A 15,335-nucleotide genomic window follows, 5' to 3' on the forward strand; every position below is an offset into this window, starting at 1 on the left:
AGCCAGTAAAATCAAGGCTTACAGCCGTTTTTTATTTCGTAGCGATATGTGCTATTGTGCTATATTTTTACATTATTGTAAGTTAATTTCTTTTGTCTGCTTGATGATGCTTCGCATCGTAGATTTTTTGATAAATTCATAATCGGTCCGAAACCCGAAAGTTTGGTGTAAAGAATCTGTTATTTCAGTTCGGGTGTAGGATGGAACGTATCCATTAGCAGTATTTAACAGTGTCATTTTCATGGAGCGTAAAGTCTCGATGAGCTGCTCTGTTGTATAGCTGTTTCCTATTTTTTTCTCTAACAGGCGGTAGAGAAGAAGGCTGATATAGCAGGTCATGAAATGTGCCTTAATCCGGTCATCTCTTCTGACATACACAGGCCTTGCTTCGAATTCGGTTTTCATAATTCTGAAGTTCTCTTCAATTTCCCAGCGCTGCTTGTTAATCTTTATGATTTCCTCAATATTTCCCTCCAGATTTGTCATAACCGCATAGAAACCATCGTAAAGTTCTTCTTTTGCTATCTGTTCCTCATCAATCTCATATACGTTCTTTTCTGCAATCTCACCATCGTTTGTTACGGCAGTATTTTTCACAAAACGCATTGGATCATTTTGATTTTTGCCCTTTCGTTTTTTGCAAGGAGAGTTAATAATCATCTCTGCACGCTCGATTTGACGTGACCGGATTCTTTGCTGATAAGCTTTATATTTCGGTGAGTATGTAACGATTAGTGTTTCATCCAAATCTCCAGTAACAACAGGAACTTCTTTGTAATAAATGGAGTTAAAAACTTCTTCATCGGTTTCGTCCAAAGTCCTGATATCTATAAAATCTGTCGAACCAACCTTTCTGAACTGTGTTAGATTCAGGGCGATATCACGGTCTTCCTGCTTCATCTTCTTAAGGGAATGCGTGATGACATAAGCCCGATTCCCGATGCTGTTAAACGCTCGGTTATTTGCACTTCCAAGACCGGCATCTGAACAGAAAATAAATTCACTGCAGTTGAAATCCTGTATGATTTTTTTCTCCAAAGGTTTGAGCGTTGTCTGCTCGTTTTGATTGCCTGGAAAAATATTAAATGCAAGTGGAATGCCATCAGCATCCATAAACAGGCCCATACCAACAATCGGATTTGGGCGGTTCTCTTTGCTTTTTCCATAGTGCTTCAAACCGCTTTCTTCCTCAATCTCAAAGTAATAATTTGTACAGTCATAGTAAAGTATCTTCTGATTTCTTGGATAGATGAAGTTTGAGTTTTTGTATAGTTCACTTTGGATGAAATCTGATTCCTCTGCGATTACAGACAAAGCTCTGTAAACATCCTGAATTTCATACTTTGGCGGCTCCAGCAGAGTTTTACAAAAGTTATAGCTGCTGAGCTTGCTTGAAGGAGAAAGGATCCTTGCGTAAACCAGATCAGTAAGAATCGCATGGAAATCATACTTAAATTTATGGCGTCCTTTAATGGCACGGCAGATGTTATCAAGACGGAGGTGTGTGCATAGCTGTTGAAGGAAGAGATAACCGGCATGAAAAGAACGTTCTTCGTTCATAGGGATGCAGGCAGCCTGAGAAAACTCAACTGTGACTTTCCCTGTGCGCTCATTGTAGAGTTCGGTTTCTTTGGCAGCTTCGCTTTTCGCCCAAGCCATAAGTTTTTCATCATCACCATTGAACTGTTCCAGCAAAACGTTGTATTTTCCGAGCTTTTTATAGATACGAGAAGATGATTTTCCGTCTTCTTTTCGGAATGACTGATAAATGTAAACATCTTTATTGTTTTTACTACCTGTAACTGCAATATACATAACACAAAATCCTTTTTTTCTTTTAAGTATACCACACTATTGCAAACAAGTACATATTAAAACGAAAAATTTGACATAAAAAATGCAGGTTTTATGCGACCTGCGATAACTTTTTTTAATATTCAACTGTCAAACTCCCGTGATGAGGCATCCGGCGGTTCTTTGACAAAAGAATCCGGTTCCGGAGAAAAAACAGAGAAAAAGAAAAAAGGCTTCATGGGAAAGATTTTTGATGAATTATAAAACCAGGAAGAGATAGAAAAAAGGACATTTCCTGTCTGATACAGGAGATGTCCTTTTTCGTGTGCACCTTGTGTTATATGTTTCCGTTACAATTTCCTATTGTCCTAAGATACCAAATGTAGTAAGATGAGTTTAAAATAGAGTGATTATTATCTGGATATTGCGGTAAAATGTGTGAATTACATATTCTTTTTGAAAAATATATAATATTCAGACAAAAGATGCCAGACATGAGCCAGGACAAGCACACAAAAGAAGAAAGGATGAGTCGGAATGGAACAGACGGCCTTTGATAATTGGTGTTTTCAGGAAACGGTTGAGATGGAACACAAAAAACAGATTATAAAAAAAGCATGTGAAGACTTAACCAGACAACAGAAATTGCTTGAACAGGAACGGAAAGATTTTTTAAGAAAAAAAGAGATGGAAGAGCGGAGAATCGAGCAGGAACATCATCTTTTTGAGATGAAGTGGAAGATTCTAGAAGAAGAGATGCGAAAGCTTGCGGACGAAAAATTGCAGATTAAGAAGCAGAGAGCATTTTTTAAACGTGTGGAAGAGTATGAGGAGAGCATGCAGGAAGACAATGCGCAAGAGGACTTTGAAAAAGAAATGTCTAGTCTTATCGGCGATGATATGTTTTTTGTCGGCGTGAAGGATCTTAGCTCGCTAAAGAAACGCTATAAGGATTTGATTAAGATTTACCACCCGGACAATGTGGCGGGAGATACGGAGGCACTGCAGGAAATCAACCGCGAGTATGAAGCATTACAGCAAAGATTCCGGGCGTAATTTCTGGAAAAGCAGGCGACGAGCGCATGGAAAGATTAGAAGAATAAATTTTTAGGTAAGGAATCAGTATGGAGAACAGACTCGTTGATAAGGAACTAAAATTAGTTCGATATTACCCGAATTATAAAACTTCCCTGGCATGGTATCAGGACTTAGATGTATGCAAGCAGGTGGATAACCGGGATACGGTCTATGATTTGGATGTGCTAAAGCGCATGTACAAATATCTGGACAAAAAAGGGGACTTATTTTACATCAAATACAAAAACAGATTATGCGGAGATGTATGCCTGCTACCAGATGGTGAAGTCTGTATTGTGGTTGCAAAGCCATTTCAGAACAGGCACATTGGAAGAAGAGTGATAAATGAAATCATAAAGCTTGCGGGAGAGCAGGGACTTTCAGAATTGCATGCGCAGATTTATTCCTTCAATACCCAATCACAGAAGATGTTTGAAAGTATTGGATTTAGGAAAGTGGAAGAGGAACAATATTGTTTAAAGTTATAGCAAAAAAGAGAATGGAAGAAGCCATTCTCTTTTTTGTGTAATAGGAAATTTCGTTCCTATTACACAAAAATGCTCCGCGAGGATCGCACTGCGGCGGAGTTGAACAGTGTCGCAAATGCGACCCGCCGCAGGCGGAGAATCCTGCAAGCAGGATTCTTATTTAAATCTATTATGCTGGATAAACAAGATGTTTTTCATCAATACCGTACAAGGTATTCTCTAAGTAACGGTTGGCAAGGTAATTTGCCATGCCAAGGTTCATATCAAGGTAATTGCCGCAGTCTTTCGGGCTTGCGCCTGGAACGTCTCCTTTAAAGTCACGGATAAATTCAAACATTTCTGTCATCAGTGGCACGATGTCTTTGGATTCATAATCGCCTGCAAGGAGCAGGTAAAATCCGGTACGGCATCCCATCGGTCCAAAATAAATGGTCTTATCTGCATAGACAGCATGATTTCTTAAAAAAGTAGCAGCAAGATGCTCAATTGTGTGAACCTCTGCTGTATTCATGACCGGCTCATCGTTTGGAGATGTCATACGAAGGTCAAAGGTTGTGATAACCTCGGAACCAACATGGTCTTTTCTGGAAACGTAAATCCCTGGTTCAAGTTTGATATGATCAATGGTAAAGCTTGCAATTTTTTTCATAAAAAGCCTCCTTTGGATAATAAATTTTCTGAATCATCATTCTAAATGAAACATTAAATCATGACGTTAAAATAGTCAAGAAAAAGATGTAGGAAAAAGGGAGAAAAAAGACGGCAATAAAGATTGACAAACGTCGATAAAACGTTTATTTTGAGAGAACAGTAAAAGAAAGTAAAAAGAAAGTGAAAAGGAATGAAGATGGAAAATAAGAGAACACTAACAGAAGGAGAACCAATGAAGTTGATTTTGCTGTTTGCAATCCCAATTTTCTTTGGAAACCTTTTTCAGATTTTATATAGTTTGATTGACACAAAAATTGTAGGAAGTATTTTAGGAGAGAATGCACTTGCTGCAGTTGGTTCGGTATCCACACTTTATAACCTGCTTGCAGGGTTTGTGAACGGACTTACGATGGGATTTTCCGTGCTCACGGCGCGCTACTATGGAAGCAAAGAGGAAGAAGCCTTAAAGAAAAGTGTAGCAAATACCATTTCACTTGGATTCCTTATTACATTACTACTTGTAGTTGGAACACTTGCAGGACTGGGACCGATTCTTCATCTTTTAAATGTTCCCTCTAAGCAGTATGCAATGTCATATGAATATGTGGGTATTTTGATTCTGGGAATGTTTGTCACACTGGGTTATAACATTTGTGCGAACACACTTCGTGCAATCGGAGATTCCCTGACGCCACTTATTTATCTGATTGTTGCTGCTGTGCTGAATGTCGGTCTGGATTATCTTTTTATCTTAGGATTCCAGACAGGGGTAAAAGGTGCTGCGTATGCGACTGTAATTGCGCAGGGAATTTCAGTGGTGCTTTGTCTGGTGCGCATTATTCGTAAATTCCCGATTTTGCATGTAAAGCGCAAAGATTTTAAGATGGAAGCAAGGCAGGTGGCACTTATGATGAAAGGTGGCCTTTCCATGGGACTAATGTCTTGTCTGGTTAATTTTGGAACCTTATCCTTACAGACGGGAATTAATACGCTTGGTACGACCATTATTGTGGCACATACAGCGGCAAGAAAAATTTTTGAAATCTGGTGTCTGCCGATTACTGTAATCGGTTCTGCGATGGCGACTTACTGCGGACAAAATTATGGGGCAGGAAAGTATGACAGGATACGGGATGGATTAAAGGCAGCCTTAACGTTAGGAACCGTATGGAGCGCGCTTGTTGTGCTGATGGCGCATACCATATCAAAGCCACTGATTCATTTTGTGGCAAGTACCACAAACAAGGAAATTATCTATTGGGGTTCAACGTATCTAAAATTTGATATGTCATTCATTGTGATTTGTGCGTTTATCGTGATTTTGCGAAATTCCATGCAGGGATTTGGAGATCATGTGACACCTGTGGTTTCCAGTTTTATTGAACTGGTCGCAAAACTTGCATTTTCTTTCATTTTTGTTGGCATTTTTGACTACTGGGGTATTATCTGGGCAGAGCCGGTTGCCTGGATTCTGATGGTAATTCCGCTTGTTTTGAAAACGTTTCGAAATCGGGAGATATTTCCACAAAAAACGACGTCGAAAAGAAATTGATTGAAACGTTATTTCGAGTTAAAATATAGGTATAGACAATGAGAGAAAACGAAGGATAAGAAGGTGATGGTATGGATATTAAAAGACTTGGCGAGAATTCCGTCCGCTGCGTATTGACTGAGGAAGAGATTCACGGTATGGGATTTGATATTGATGAGATTATAACAGACAGCTCCAAAACGCAGGAGTTCATGCAGGAAGTATTAGAACTGGTGGAGGAAGAGGAGAACATCCGCTTTGAGAAGATTTCACCAATGGTGCAGGCAGAACTTTTGCCAGATCACCAGCTTGCTGTTACCTTTGGTTCAGATAGTGAGGCTGGAATCCGTAGTATCGTAGATACCATCCGTCAGATGATGAATGGAATTTCAATGGAAAAGAAAGCAGCAGAGCAGAAAGAGGATGCCACGCCGGATGCGGGTGACGAAGAATACGAGGAACGCAAAGTCTGCAGTCTGTGCTTTGAAGATTTAAAAGAGGCCATGCTTTTTTGTAAGGGCAGCGTAGGATTAAAATTACCTGAGAGCATGCTATATAAGCTGAAAGAAGAATATGAGCTGATTTTAGACTTCTCCGCATTCACAGAGGAGGAGATAAAATCTTATGCGTTTGTGACAGGAGAATTTGGAAAGAAATATGAATTTGGAGAGGCACGTGTTGCCTATATTCTTGAACACGGAAGCAAGTTGATTGCAGAGGATGCAATTATGACACTTGCAAGTTTGTAAAAAAATCAGATAGCGTCCCTTCATCGTTAGAATATTGGCTGACGGTGAGGGGACGTTTTTATTTTTATAATTTGCAAGCACGCACATTTTGTGGTAGTATGTTTCATGAGTTTGTGCGCCTTGCGCAAAAGTAGAACGGAGGATATGCCATGAAATGGAATAAATATACCATTGAGACAACGACAGCAGCGGAAGATTTTATGAGCTCTATGCTGATGGACTTAGGAATTGAAGGCGTGGAGATTGAGGATAATATCCCATTGTCTAAAGAAGATCAGGCAGATATGTTTATCGACTTTTTGCCGGAACTTCCACCGGACGAGGGAATCAGTCATGTTAGTTTCTATTTAGAGGACCAGGGACAGGATGATACAGAGACTTTGAAAAAAGTAAAAATCGGTCTTGAGAATCTTAGAAAAATCGTGGACGTGGGAAGTGGAGAAATCACATCCGCACAGACAGAAGATTTAGACTGGATTAATAACTGGAAGAAATATTTCAGCTCTTTTTATATCGAGGATATTTTAATCAAACCAACCTGGGAAGAATTAAAAGAGGAAGATAAAGATAAATTCCTGATTGAGATTGACCCTGGAATTTCATTCGGTACCGGAAAACATGAGACAACACAGCTTTGTATCAGACAGCTGTTAAAATATATCCGTGGTGATAAGGATTACACACCAAAAAATCAGACGCCGAAGGTATTGGATGTTGGCTGTGGAAGTGGAATTTTGTCGATTGTCTCCTTAAAATTAGGCGCAAAAGAGGTTGTTGGAACCGATTTGGACCCGGATTGCATGACTTCCACCTACGATAACATGGAAGTCAACCATCTTGCAAGGGAACTTGGAACATTCTATGTTGGAAATCTGATTGACGACGTCGAATTACAGGAAAAAGTAGGAACAGAGGAATACGATATCGTAGTGGCAAATATTTTGGCAGACGTAATTATTCCAATGGCACCGGTAATCCCGGCAAGACTAAAAAAAGGCGGAATGTTTATCACATCCGGAATCATTGACTTTAAGGAAAACGAAGTGAAGGATGCAATTGAGGCAGCAGGCCTTGAGGTGGTAGAAATCAATCACCAGGGAGAGTGGGTCAATATTACAGCCCGTAAGAACTAAGCATTTGGAGGAAAGGCGATGTACCAGTTTTTTATAGAGGACGAGCAGGTTCATGATACCTATGTGACGATTGAAGGCACAGATGTAAATCATATCCGGAATGTCTTGAGAATGAAAAAAGGAGAAAAAATCCGCGTGAGCAGCCGCTCTGGAATGGGATATTTCTGTGAGGTCGATATGATTACAGAGCAGTGCGTAGAGGCGAAGATTCTTTCTTTGGATGAGACTGGTACCGAGCTTTCCAGCAAGATTTCTTTATATCAGGGATTGCCAAAGAGTGATAAGATGGAACTCATTATACAAAAGGCAGTGGAGCTTGGTGTGTATGAGGTAATTCCGGTTGCCATGAAAAACTGCGTGGTAAAACTGGATGAGAAAAAGGCAGCATCGAAGGTAAAAAGATGGCAAAGCATTGCAGAGAGTGCGGCAAAGCAATCTAAAAGAAGCCTGATCCCGGAAGTCGTGCAGCCAATGAGTTACAAACAGGCCTTAGAAAGAGCGCAGGATTGTGACAGAATCTTAATTCCGTATGAGAATGAGCGTGGCATGCTTGCAACAAAAGAGGCGGTGGAGGCAATCGAACCCGGAGAGTCCATAGCCATTTTTATCGGGCCGGAAGGTGGATTTGCACCGGAAGAAATTACAAATGTAGGTGAAAAGGCAAAGCTGATTTCTCTTGGCAAACGGATTCTTCGTACGGAGACAGCAGGACTTGCAACACTTGCAATTTTAGGATATCAGTTAGAAAGCAAAGAAGGATAAGAAAATGGAAGCATATTTGGACAACTCAGCAACAACGCGTTGCAGTGAACGTGCAAAGGATTTGATGGTAAAGGTACTGATGGAGGACTATGGCAATCCATCGTCCTTACACATGAAAGGTGTGGACGCTGAAAATTATATCAAAGAGGCACAGAAAAAGATTGCAAAGACCTTAAAGGTTGACGAAAAAGAAATTCTTTTTACCTCAGGTGGAACGGAATCGAACAACATGGCACTGATTGGAACGGCACTTGCAAACAAAAGAAGTGGAATGCATTTGATTACGACTTCCATCGAACATGCATCCATTTCAAGCCCTATGCAGTTTTTAGAAGAGCAAGGCTTTCATGTGACCTATCTTAGCGTGGATGAGAATGGAGTCATTTCTTTGGATGAGCTAAAAGATGCCGTCTGTGAGGACACGATTCTGGTCTCTCTTATGATGGTAAACAACGAGATTGGAGCGTTAGAGCCAATTGAAGAGGCAGTAAAGGTAATCAAAGCGAAAAATCCCGCAACACTCGTTCATGTGGATGCGATTCAGGCATATGGAAAGTTTCGTATTTTTCCCAAAAAATGGGGAATCGATTTGCTTTCCGTGAGCGGTCATAAGATTCATGGACCAAAGGGAAGCGGATTTTTATATATCAAAGACAAGACGAAAATTAAGCCGTTAATCTACGGTGGCGGACAGCAGAAGGGAATGCGCTCTGGAACCGAAAATGTGCCGGGAATCGCAGGGCTTGGCGAAGCTGCAGCGGAAATTTACGAAAATTTTGAAGAAAAGATTGACCGCATGTATCAATTGAAACAGAAATTTGTGGAAGAAGCGTCTAAAATTGAAGGGGTATCCATCAATGGAAAGACAGGGCGTGATTCCGCACCGCAGGTTGTCTCTGTCAGTGTGGATGGAGTGAGAAGTGAAGTCATGCTTCATACATTAGAGGACCGCAACATTTTTGTTTCAGCGGGAAGTGCCTGCTCCTCGAATAAACCGGCAGTTAGTCACACCTTACAGCAGATTGGGTTAAAACAGAATCTTCTTGATTCGACCATTCGTTTTAGTTTCAGTGTTCATACAAGCGAGGAGGAAATCGATTATGCAATCGAAGTGATGCGTGAAGTGATTCCTCAGCTGCGGAAATATACAAGACATTAGAAAACAGGAGGAAATTATGTACAAAGCATTTCTTATCAAATATGCAGAAATTGCAATCAAGGGAAAGAACCGTTATTTGTTTGAAGATGCACTGGTAAGCCAGATAAACCATGCATTGAAAAAAGTAGAAGGAGAGTTTCTGGTCCGAAAAGAGCAGGGAAGAATCTACGTCGATGCATTAGGTGACTATGATTACGATGAGGCAGTGGATGCCTTAAAATGCGTATTCGGTATCGTGGGAATCTGTCCGGTTGTTTTATTAGAGGACGAAGGATTCGACAAATTAGCAGAAGAAGTGGTTGCTTACATTGACAAGGCATACGAGAACAAGAATTTTACATTCAAAGTAAATGCAAGACGTGCCAGAAAAAATTATCCAATGGACTCCATGGAAATCAATGCAGCATTAGGAGAAAAAATCCTAGATGCATTTCCGGAGACAAAGGTGGATGTACACAAACCAGAGGTTGTATTTAACGTAGAGATTCGTAATAAAATCAACGTTTATTCCATTATTGTTCCAGGTCCTGGCGGAATGCCGGTTGGCTCGAATGGAAAAGCAATGTTATTATTGTCCGGTGGTATCGACAGCCCGGTTGCCGGCTATATGATTTCCAAACGAGGTGTTGCAATTGATGCAACTTATTTCCATGCACCACCATATACCAGTGAGAGAGCAAAACAGAAAGTGGTCGATCTTGCAAAAATTATTTCCCGATATACAGGACCAATCAATCTTCATGTTGTCAATTTTACTGATATTCAGCTTTATATTTATGAAAAATGCCCGCACGAGGAACTGACAATTATTATGCGCCGTTACATGATGCGGATTGCAGAACATTTTGCAAAAGAAAATAATTGTCTTGGACTGATTACAGGAGAGAGTATTGGTCAGGTGGCAAGCCAGACGATGCAGTCACTTGCAGCTACCAATGATGTTTGTACCATGCCGGTATATCGTCCGCTCATTGGATTTGATAAACAGGAAATCATCACAATCTCAGAGAAAATAGATGCTTATGAGACATCTATCTTGCCATTTGAAGATTGTTGTACGATTTTCGTAGCAAAACATCCGGTTACGAAGCCAAATATCAATGTGATTCGGAAATCAGAGGAGAAGCTTTCGGAAAAAATCGATGAGCTTGTGAAAACAGCAATTGATACGACAGAAGTTATCTGTGTAAAAGCGGAGTAAAATCAGTTAAGGATAAAAAAGACAGAAAATAAGTGCGTTTTTTCATAAAAAGAAAGACAGCGCAACAGATTTTAGGCATACAAAAAGCCACAGGACATTTGTCTTGTGGCTTATGTACAAGATTTAAAATTAGACTAAATATGGTTTTAAAATTTCCATAATTTCATCTACATTTGCCTCAGCATGGATTGCTAAATCGATAGGTTTAGATAAATCTAAGCTGAAAATACCCATGATAGATTTTGCATCAATGACATATCTTCCGGAAATTAAGTCGAAGTCATATTCGAACTGTGTAATTGCATTAACGAAAGATTTAACCTTGTCAATAGAATTTAATGAAATCTGTACTGTTTTCATGTAAAAAACCTCCTTGTTAACTAAATATAAGATAATTTTATAGTAATGTTTTTTGAACAAAAAGTCAAGATATACAGCGAGAATTTTCGCAGTTTTTACCAAAAAATAGAAAGGAAAGGCATTGATAAAATATGACAAAAAAAGCAGCATTACATAACCTTGGATGTAAGGTAAATGCGTATGAGACAGAGGCAATGCAGCAGATCTTAGAAGATGCCGGATATGAGATTGTTCCGTTCCAGGAATATGCGGATGTCTATGTGATTAACACCTGTTCTGTGACGAATATGGCGGACCGCAAATCCAGACAGATGCTTCATAAGGCAAAAAAAATAAATCCAAATGCAATTGTAGTTGGAGCGGGCTGTTATGTGCAGACGAAAGAGGCACAGGCACTTTTGGATGATGCAATTGACATTGTGATTGGAAATAACAAGAAACATGAGTTGCTTTCTTTGATTGAGCAGTACGAGAAAGACCACGGCATGAACCATCTTGTGGTTGACATCAATCACGAGAAACAGGAATACGAAGAACTTTACCTGGAAAAGACAGCGGAACACACCAGAGCGTTTATCAAAGTGCAGGATGGATGTAACCAGTTTTGCAGTTACTGCATTATTCCGTTTGCAAGAGGAAGAGTCAGAAGCAGAAAAGCAAAGGATGTTGTGGCAGAGGTGAAACGTCTGGCTGAAAGCGGATTCCATGAGGTGGTTTTAACCGGAATCCATTTAAGTTCCTACGGTGTGGATACGGATGATAATTTGTTGCATCTGATTGAACTTGTTCACCAGGTGGATGGAATTGAGCGGATTCGTCTTGGAAGTTTAGAACCAAGAATTGTGACGGAAGAATTTACAAAGCGCCTGTCACAGTTAGAAAAAATATGTCCGCATTTTCATTTGTCCCTGCAGAGCGGCTGCGATGCAACGTTACAGAGAATGAACCGGAAGTATGATACTGCGCAGTACGAAGAGGGCTGTAAGATTTTACGGAAGTATTTTGAACATCCGGCAATCACAACCGATGTCATTGTAGGTTTTCCGCAGGAGAGTGAGGAGGAATTTGCAGTCACAAAGGCATTTTTAGAAAAAATCCATTTTTATGAAATGCATATTTTTAAATATTCCAAGCGTGAGGGTACGAAAGCGGCCGTGATGCCAGGACAGATACCGGAACCGGAAAAGACCAAAAGAAGTGCCATTCTTCTCGACCTGGAAAAGAAAATGTCGGAGGAATTCCGCAATTATTATGTTGGAAAAGAAGTAGAAGTTCTGATGGAAGAGGAGATGGAATATCAGGGCGAGACTTATTTTACCGGATACACGAAAGAATATGTAAAAGTTGCGGTAAAGGGAGATAAAAATCTTTCCAATACATTTGTAAGTGGCACAATTACAGGACGTCTGACAGAGGAAGTCTATTTGTTACAGATGTAAAAAAGATGCAGGCTGCTGTTTTTATTTATAACAGCAGTTCGCATTTTTTTCGTACTTTTTTGGGGAATACTTTTTTTAGTTGAATTTTAGGACAAACTATATTAAAATAAATGTAGCAATGCTTTTAGGTCTAGTACAAAAGAGCAATCATAAGGGCGTGAAAAATATGCAGAATATCAATAATACACAATATTTTAGAGTTGAAAAAGAACCGGAATTACAGGTGGGCGAAGTGCTTGCTATCGTTTATCGTGCCTTAAGCGAGAAAGGATATAATCCGGTAAATCAGATTGTTGGATATATTATGTCTGGTGATCCAACTTACATTACCAGCCATAATAATGCAAGAAGCTTGATTATGAAAGTGGAACGTGATGAATTAGTGGAAGAAGTTTTAAAGGCATACATTAAAAACAATTCCTGGGAATAATTTTTCGGGGAACATGTATCGTTTGAACGGAATCCGTGTGCGTTTTTTCAAAAAGAATATGGGATAGTAGCGTCTGTGACTTTTACGTTAAAAAGGAAAGGCATGGTTATTTTTTTATGCGAATTTTAGGACTTGATTTTGGTTCCAAGACAGTCGGAGTAGCAGTGAGTGACAGTTTAGGCTGGACGGCGCAGGGACTTGAGATTATCAGAAGGCAGTCTCCTGGTAAGCTGCGTCAGACCTTAGCGAGAATCGAGCAGATTATTGCGGAATATCAGGTAGAAAAGATTGTATTAGGTTTTCCTAAGAATATGAACAATACAGAGGGAGACCGTTGCGAAAAGACAAAAGAATTTAAAGAGATGTTAGAAAGAAGAACCGGACTTGAGGTTGTACTTTGGGATGAGAGACTGACAACGGTAGCAGCAGACCGTACGATGATGGAATCTGGAATCCGAAGAGAACATCGAAAAGAATATGTGGACGAGATTGCGGCAATTTTTATTTTACAGGGTTATCTGGACTATTTGAGCATGCACAACAAGACACAGGAAGAGAATGAGTAAAAAGGATAGAAATGGAGTAGAACATGGAGAAAGTTAAATTTTGTGATCCGCAGACACAGGAAGAGATTGAACTTTATGTGGTAGAAGAGACACAGTTAAATGGTGTGAAATACCTTTTTGTAACTGAGGAAGAAGATGGCGACAGTGACGCTTATATTTTAAAAGAGATTGAGTCAAAGGAGCAGGATATCGTGTACGAGATGGTAGACGATGATGCAGAACTTGCAGCAATCGGAAAAGTTTTTTCAGAATTGATTGAGGACGCAGATATTGAGTATTAAGAAAGAAAGTAATCGGAAAGAAAATAATGGAGGTAAAAATTTGAAAGGCGAAAAGAAAGAAAGCACTTCAAAGCTTAAAATCATTCCTCTTGGCGGATTAGAGCAGATTGGAATGAATATTACAGCGTTTGAATATGAAGACAGTATTATTGTAGTAGATTGTGGATTATCCTTCCCGGAAGATGACATGTACGGAATTGATCTGGTAATCCCGGATGTTACTTACTTAAAAGATAACATTGATAAAGTAAAAGGATTTTTCATCACACATGGTCATGAAGACCATATTGGTGCGATTCCTTATGTCCTTCGCGACATCAATGTGCCAATCTATGCGACAAAGTTAACCATTGGTATCATTGAACATAAATTAAAAGAACATAACATGCTTACAAAAGTAAAACGTAAGGTTGTAAAATACGGACAGCACATCAATTTAGGATGTTTCCGTGTGGAATTTATTAAGACAAACCATAGTATCCAGGATGCAGCTGCACTTGCGATTTATTCACCAGCAGGTATTGTTGTGCATACCGGAGACTTTAAAGTAGATTACACGCCAGTATTTGGTGATGCAATCGATTTACAGCGTTTTGGTGAGATTGGTAAAAAGGGTGTTCTTGCGCTGATGTGTGATAGTACAAATGCAGAGAGACCTGGATTTACTATGTCTGAGAAAACAGTTGGTAAGACATTTGATGAGATTTTTGAGGACCACAAGAAATCAAGAATTATCATTGCAACTTTTGCATCAAATGTAGACCGTGTGCAGCAGATTATGAATACTGCATACAAGAATGGAAGAAAAGTTGTCATTGAGGGACGAAGCATGGTAAACATCATTGGAACCGCTTCTGAACTTGGTTATATTAATATCCCGGACAACACATTGATTGATATCGAAGAGGTAAAACGTTACCCGGATGAACAGACTGTCTTAATTACAACGGGAAGCCAGGGTGAGTCCATGGCAGCGTTATCCCGTATGGCATCTGGTATGCATAAAAAGATTACCATTAAGCCAAACGATACCATTGTATTAAGTTCCAATCCAATCCCAGGTAATGAGAAAGCGGTTTCCAAGATTATCAACGAACTTTCCATGAAGGGTGCAAATGTTATTTTCCAGGATGTTCATGTATCCGGTCATGCATGCCAGGAAGAAATCAAACTGATTTATTCTCTGGTACGTCCAAAGTATGCGATTCCGGTTCACGGTGAATATCGTCACCTGATTGCGCAGGCAAAAGTGGCAGAGGAACTTGGCATTGACAAAGATAATATTTTCTTATTGTCTTCCGGAGATGTATTGGAATTAGACAGTGAGAGCGCTGCTGTGACAGGGCGTGTACATGTTGGCGATGTCATGGTAGACGGTCTTGGAGTCGGTGATGTCGGAAATATCGTATTGCGCGACAGACAGCATCTTGCAGAGGATGGAATTATCATTGTTGTCCTGACATTAGAGGCAGGAAGCGGACAGGTTCTGGCTGGACCAGATATCGTTTCCAGAGGATTTGTTTATGTAAGAGGTTCTGAGAGCCTGATGGATGAAGCAAAACAGGTCTTAGAAGCAAAGATGCAGTATTGCATGGACCGCAATATTACAGACTGGAGCAAGATTAAGACCGAGATTAAGGATGCTCTTGGCGAATTTGTCTGGAAAGAGACAAAGAGAAGACCAATGATTATGCCAATCATTATGGAAGTCTAG

General features: G+C 39.9%; 17 protein-coding genes. 14 read left to right on the top strand and 3 right to left on the bottom strand.

The window, feature by feature from the left end:
• Positions 1-72 precede the first annotated feature (72 nt).
• Positions 73-1,815 (bottom strand): IS1634 family transposase, encoded by a 1,743-nt coding sequence (locus BIV16_RS03745; RefSeq protein ID WP_075679283.1) that lies wholly within the window; start codon positions 1,813-1,815, stop codon positions 73-75.
• A 93-nt stretch (positions 1,816-1,908) separates the two neighbouring features.
• Here BIV16_RS03745 and BIV16_RS03750 point away from each other — a divergent pair, with 93 nt between their 5' ends.
• The 3 genes from BIV16_RS03750 to BIV16_RS03760 all read left to right on the top strand — a co-directional run bounded on the left by BIV16_RS03750 (position 1,909) and on the right by BIV16_RS03760 (position 3,359).
• On the top strand, positions 1,909-2,058 hold the full coding sequence (locus tag BIV16_RS03750) for a hypothetical protein (protein ID WP_159435914.1): 150 nt from the start codon (positions 1,909-1,911) through the stop codon (positions 2,056-2,058).
• Positions 2,059-2,331: 273 nt separating this feature from the next.
• Positions 2,332-2,850, top strand: a complete 519-nt coding sequence (locus BIV16_RS03755; RefSeq protein ID WP_075679282.1) for a hypothetical protein — start codon at positions 2,332-2,334, stop codon at positions 2,848-2,850.
• Positions 2,851-2,918: 68 nt separating this feature from the next.
• Complete coding sequence (locus BIV16_RS03760) at positions 2,919-3,359, top strand: GNAT family N-acetyltransferase (RefSeq protein WP_075679281.1); 441 nt, start codon at positions 2,919-2,921, stop codon at positions 3,357-3,359.
• 169 nt (positions 3,360-3,528) lie between these two features.
• Here the strand turns inward: BIV16_RS03760 and BIV16_RS03765 are convergent, their stop codons facing one another.
• On the bottom strand, positions 3,529-4,008 hold the full coding sequence (locus tag BIV16_RS03765; protein WP_075679280.1) for an S-ribosylhomocysteine lyase: 480 nt from the start codon (positions 4,006-4,008) through the stop codon (positions 3,529-3,531).
• 198 nt (positions 4,009-4,206) lie between these two features.
• Here BIV16_RS03765 and BIV16_RS03770 point away from each other — a divergent pair, with 198 nt between their 5' ends.
• The 6 genes from BIV16_RS03770 to thiI all read left to right on the top strand — a co-directional run bounded on the left by BIV16_RS03770 (position 4,207) and on the right by thiI (position 10,545).
• Entirely contained in the window at positions 4,207-5,562 is a 1,356-nt protein-coding gene (locus BIV16_RS03770; RefSeq protein WP_143524693.1) for an MATE family efflux transporter, read from the top strand.
• A 71-nt stretch (positions 5,563-5,633) separates the two neighbouring features.
• A complete protein-coding gene (locus BIV16_RS03775) occupies positions 5,634-6,290 on the top strand; it encodes an adaptor protein MecA (protein WP_075679278.1) in 657 nt (218 codons plus the stop codon).
• A 149-nt stretch (positions 6,291-6,439) separates the two neighbouring features.
• A complete protein-coding gene (gene prmA, locus BIV16_RS03780) occupies positions 6,440-7,423 on the top strand; it encodes a 50S ribosomal protein L11 methyltransferase (RefSeq protein ID WP_075679277.1) in 984 nt (327 codons plus the stop codon).
• An 18-nt stretch (positions 7,424-7,441) separates the two neighbouring features.
• A complete protein-coding gene (locus BIV16_RS03785) occupies positions 7,442-8,185 on the top strand; it encodes a 16S rRNA (uracil(1498)-N(3))-methyltransferase (RefSeq protein ID WP_075679276.1) in 744 nt (247 codons plus the stop codon).
• A 4-nt stretch (positions 8,186-8,189) separates the two neighbouring features.
• Positions 8,190-9,344, top strand: a complete 1,155-nt coding sequence (locus BIV16_RS03790; RefSeq protein WP_075679275.1) for a cysteine desulfurase family protein — start codon at positions 8,190-8,192, stop codon at positions 9,342-9,344.
• 16 nt (positions 9,345-9,360) lie between these two features.
• The gene (thiI, locus tag BIV16_RS03795) at positions 9,361-10,545 is read left to right on the top strand and encodes a tRNA uracil 4-sulfurtransferase ThiI (RefSeq protein ID WP_075679274.1); all 1,185 of its coding nucleotides are present in this window, start codon (positions 9,361-9,363) and stop codon (positions 10,543-10,545) included.
• A gap of 129 nt (positions 10,546-10,674) precedes the next feature.
• Here the strand turns inward: thiI and BIV16_RS03800 are convergent, their stop codons facing one another.
• Positions 10,675-10,905 (bottom strand): HPr family phosphocarrier protein, encoded by a 231-nt coding sequence (locus BIV16_RS03800; RefSeq protein WP_075679273.1) that lies wholly within the window; start codon positions 10,903-10,905, stop codon positions 10,675-10,677.
• Positions 10,906-11,036: 131 nt separating this feature from the next.
• Between BIV16_RS03800 and mtaB the strand changes: the two genes are divergently transcribed.
• The 5 genes from mtaB (at position 11,037) to BIV16_RS03825 (ending at position 15,335) form a co-directional block, all read left to right on the top strand.
• Complete coding sequence (mtaB, locus tag BIV16_RS03805; protein WP_075679272.1) at positions 11,037-12,344, top strand: tRNA (N(6)-L-threonylcarbamoyladenosine(37)-C(2))-methylthiotransferase MtaB; 1,308 nt, start codon at positions 11,037-11,039, stop codon at positions 12,342-12,344.
• Positions 12,345-12,510: 166 nt separating this feature from the next.
• On the top strand, positions 12,511-12,774 hold the full coding sequence (locus BIV16_RS03810; protein WP_075679735.1) for an IreB family regulatory phosphoprotein: 264 nt from the start codon (positions 12,511-12,513) through the stop codon (positions 12,772-12,774).
• Between the two features lie 116 nt (positions 12,775-12,890).
• On the top strand, positions 12,891-13,340 hold the full coding sequence (gene ruvX, locus BIV16_RS03815; RefSeq protein ID WP_075679271.1) for a Holliday junction resolvase RuvX: 450 nt from the start codon (positions 12,891-12,893) through the stop codon (positions 13,338-13,340).
• Positions 13,341-13,363: 23 nt separating this feature from the next.
• A complete protein-coding gene (locus BIV16_RS03820; RefSeq protein ID WP_075679270.1) occupies positions 13,364-13,621 on the top strand; it encodes a DUF1292 domain-containing protein in 258 nt (85 codons plus the stop codon).
• A gap of 40 nt (positions 13,622-13,661) precedes the next feature.
• Positions 13,662-15,335 (top strand): ribonuclease J, encoded by a 1,674-nt coding sequence (locus tag BIV16_RS03825; protein WP_143524692.1) that lies wholly within the window; start codon positions 13,662-13,664, stop codon positions 15,333-15,335.

Origin of the sequence: Roseburia sp. 831b (genome assembly GCF_001940165.2) — a bacterium.
In the GTDB taxonomy this organism is placed as follows: domain Bacteria; phylum Bacillota; class Clostridia; order Lachnospirales; family Lachnospiraceae; genus Roseburia.

What these genes read in the sequence shown, in the direction of transcription:
- BIV16_RS03745 (WP_075679283.1), bottom strand. Translation starts at nt 1,815, where the DNA reads ATGTATATTGCAGTTACAGGTAGTAAAAACAATAAAGATGTTTACATT.
- BIV16_RS03750 (WP_159435914.1), top strand. Translation starts at nt 1,909, where the DNA reads ATGCGACCTGCGATAACTTTTTTTAATATTCAACTGTCAAACTCCCGT.
- BIV16_RS03755 (WP_075679282.1), top strand. Translation starts at nt 2,332, where the DNA reads ATGGAACAGACGGCCTTTGATAATTGGTGTTTTCAGGAAACGGTTGAG.
- BIV16_RS03760 (WP_075679281.1), top strand. Translation starts at nt 2,919, where the DNA reads ATGGAGAACAGACTCGTTGATAAGGAACTAAAATTAGTTCGATATTAC.
- BIV16_RS03765 (WP_075679280.1), bottom strand. Translation starts at nt 4,008, where the DNA reads ATGAAAAAAATTGCAAGCTTTACCATTGATCATATCAAACTTGAACCA.
- BIV16_RS03770 (WP_143524693.1), top strand. Translation starts at nt 4,207, where the DNA reads ATGGAAAATAAGAGAACACTAACAGAAGGAGAACCAATGAAGTTGATT.
- BIV16_RS03775 (WP_075679278.1), top strand. Translation starts at nt 5,634, where the DNA reads ATGGATATTAAAAGACTTGGCGAGAATTCCGTCCGCTGCGTATTGACT.
- prmA (WP_075679277.1), top strand. Translation starts at nt 6,440, where the DNA reads ATGAAATGGAATAAATATACCATTGAGACAACGACAGCAGCGGAAGAT.
- BIV16_RS03785 (WP_075679276.1), top strand. Translation starts at nt 7,442, where the DNA reads ATGTACCAGTTTTTTATAGAGGACGAGCAGGTTCATGATACCTATGTG.
- BIV16_RS03790 (WP_075679275.1), top strand. Translation starts at nt 8,190, where the DNA reads ATGGAAGCATATTTGGACAACTCAGCAACAACGCGTTGCAGTGAACGT.
- thiI (WP_075679274.1), top strand. Translation starts at nt 9,361, where the DNA reads ATGTACAAAGCATTTCTTATCAAATATGCAGAAATTGCAATCAAGGGA.
- BIV16_RS03800 (WP_075679273.1), bottom strand. Translation starts at nt 10,905, where the DNA reads ATGAAAACAGTACAGATTTCATTAAATTCTATTGACAAGGTTAAATCT.
- mtaB (WP_075679272.1), top strand. Translation starts at nt 11,037, where the DNA reads ATGACAAAAAAAGCAGCATTACATAACCTTGGATGTAAGGTAAATGCG.
- BIV16_RS03810 (WP_075679735.1), top strand. Translation starts at nt 12,511, where the DNA reads ATGCAGAATATCAATAATACACAATATTTTAGAGTTGAAAAAGAACCG.
- ruvX (WP_075679271.1), top strand. Translation starts at nt 12,891, where the DNA reads ATGCGAATTTTAGGACTTGATTTTGGTTCCAAGACAGTCGGAGTAGCA.
- BIV16_RS03820 (WP_075679270.1), top strand. Translation starts at nt 13,364, where the DNA reads ATGGAGAAAGTTAAATTTTGTGATCCGCAGACACAGGAAGAGATTGAA.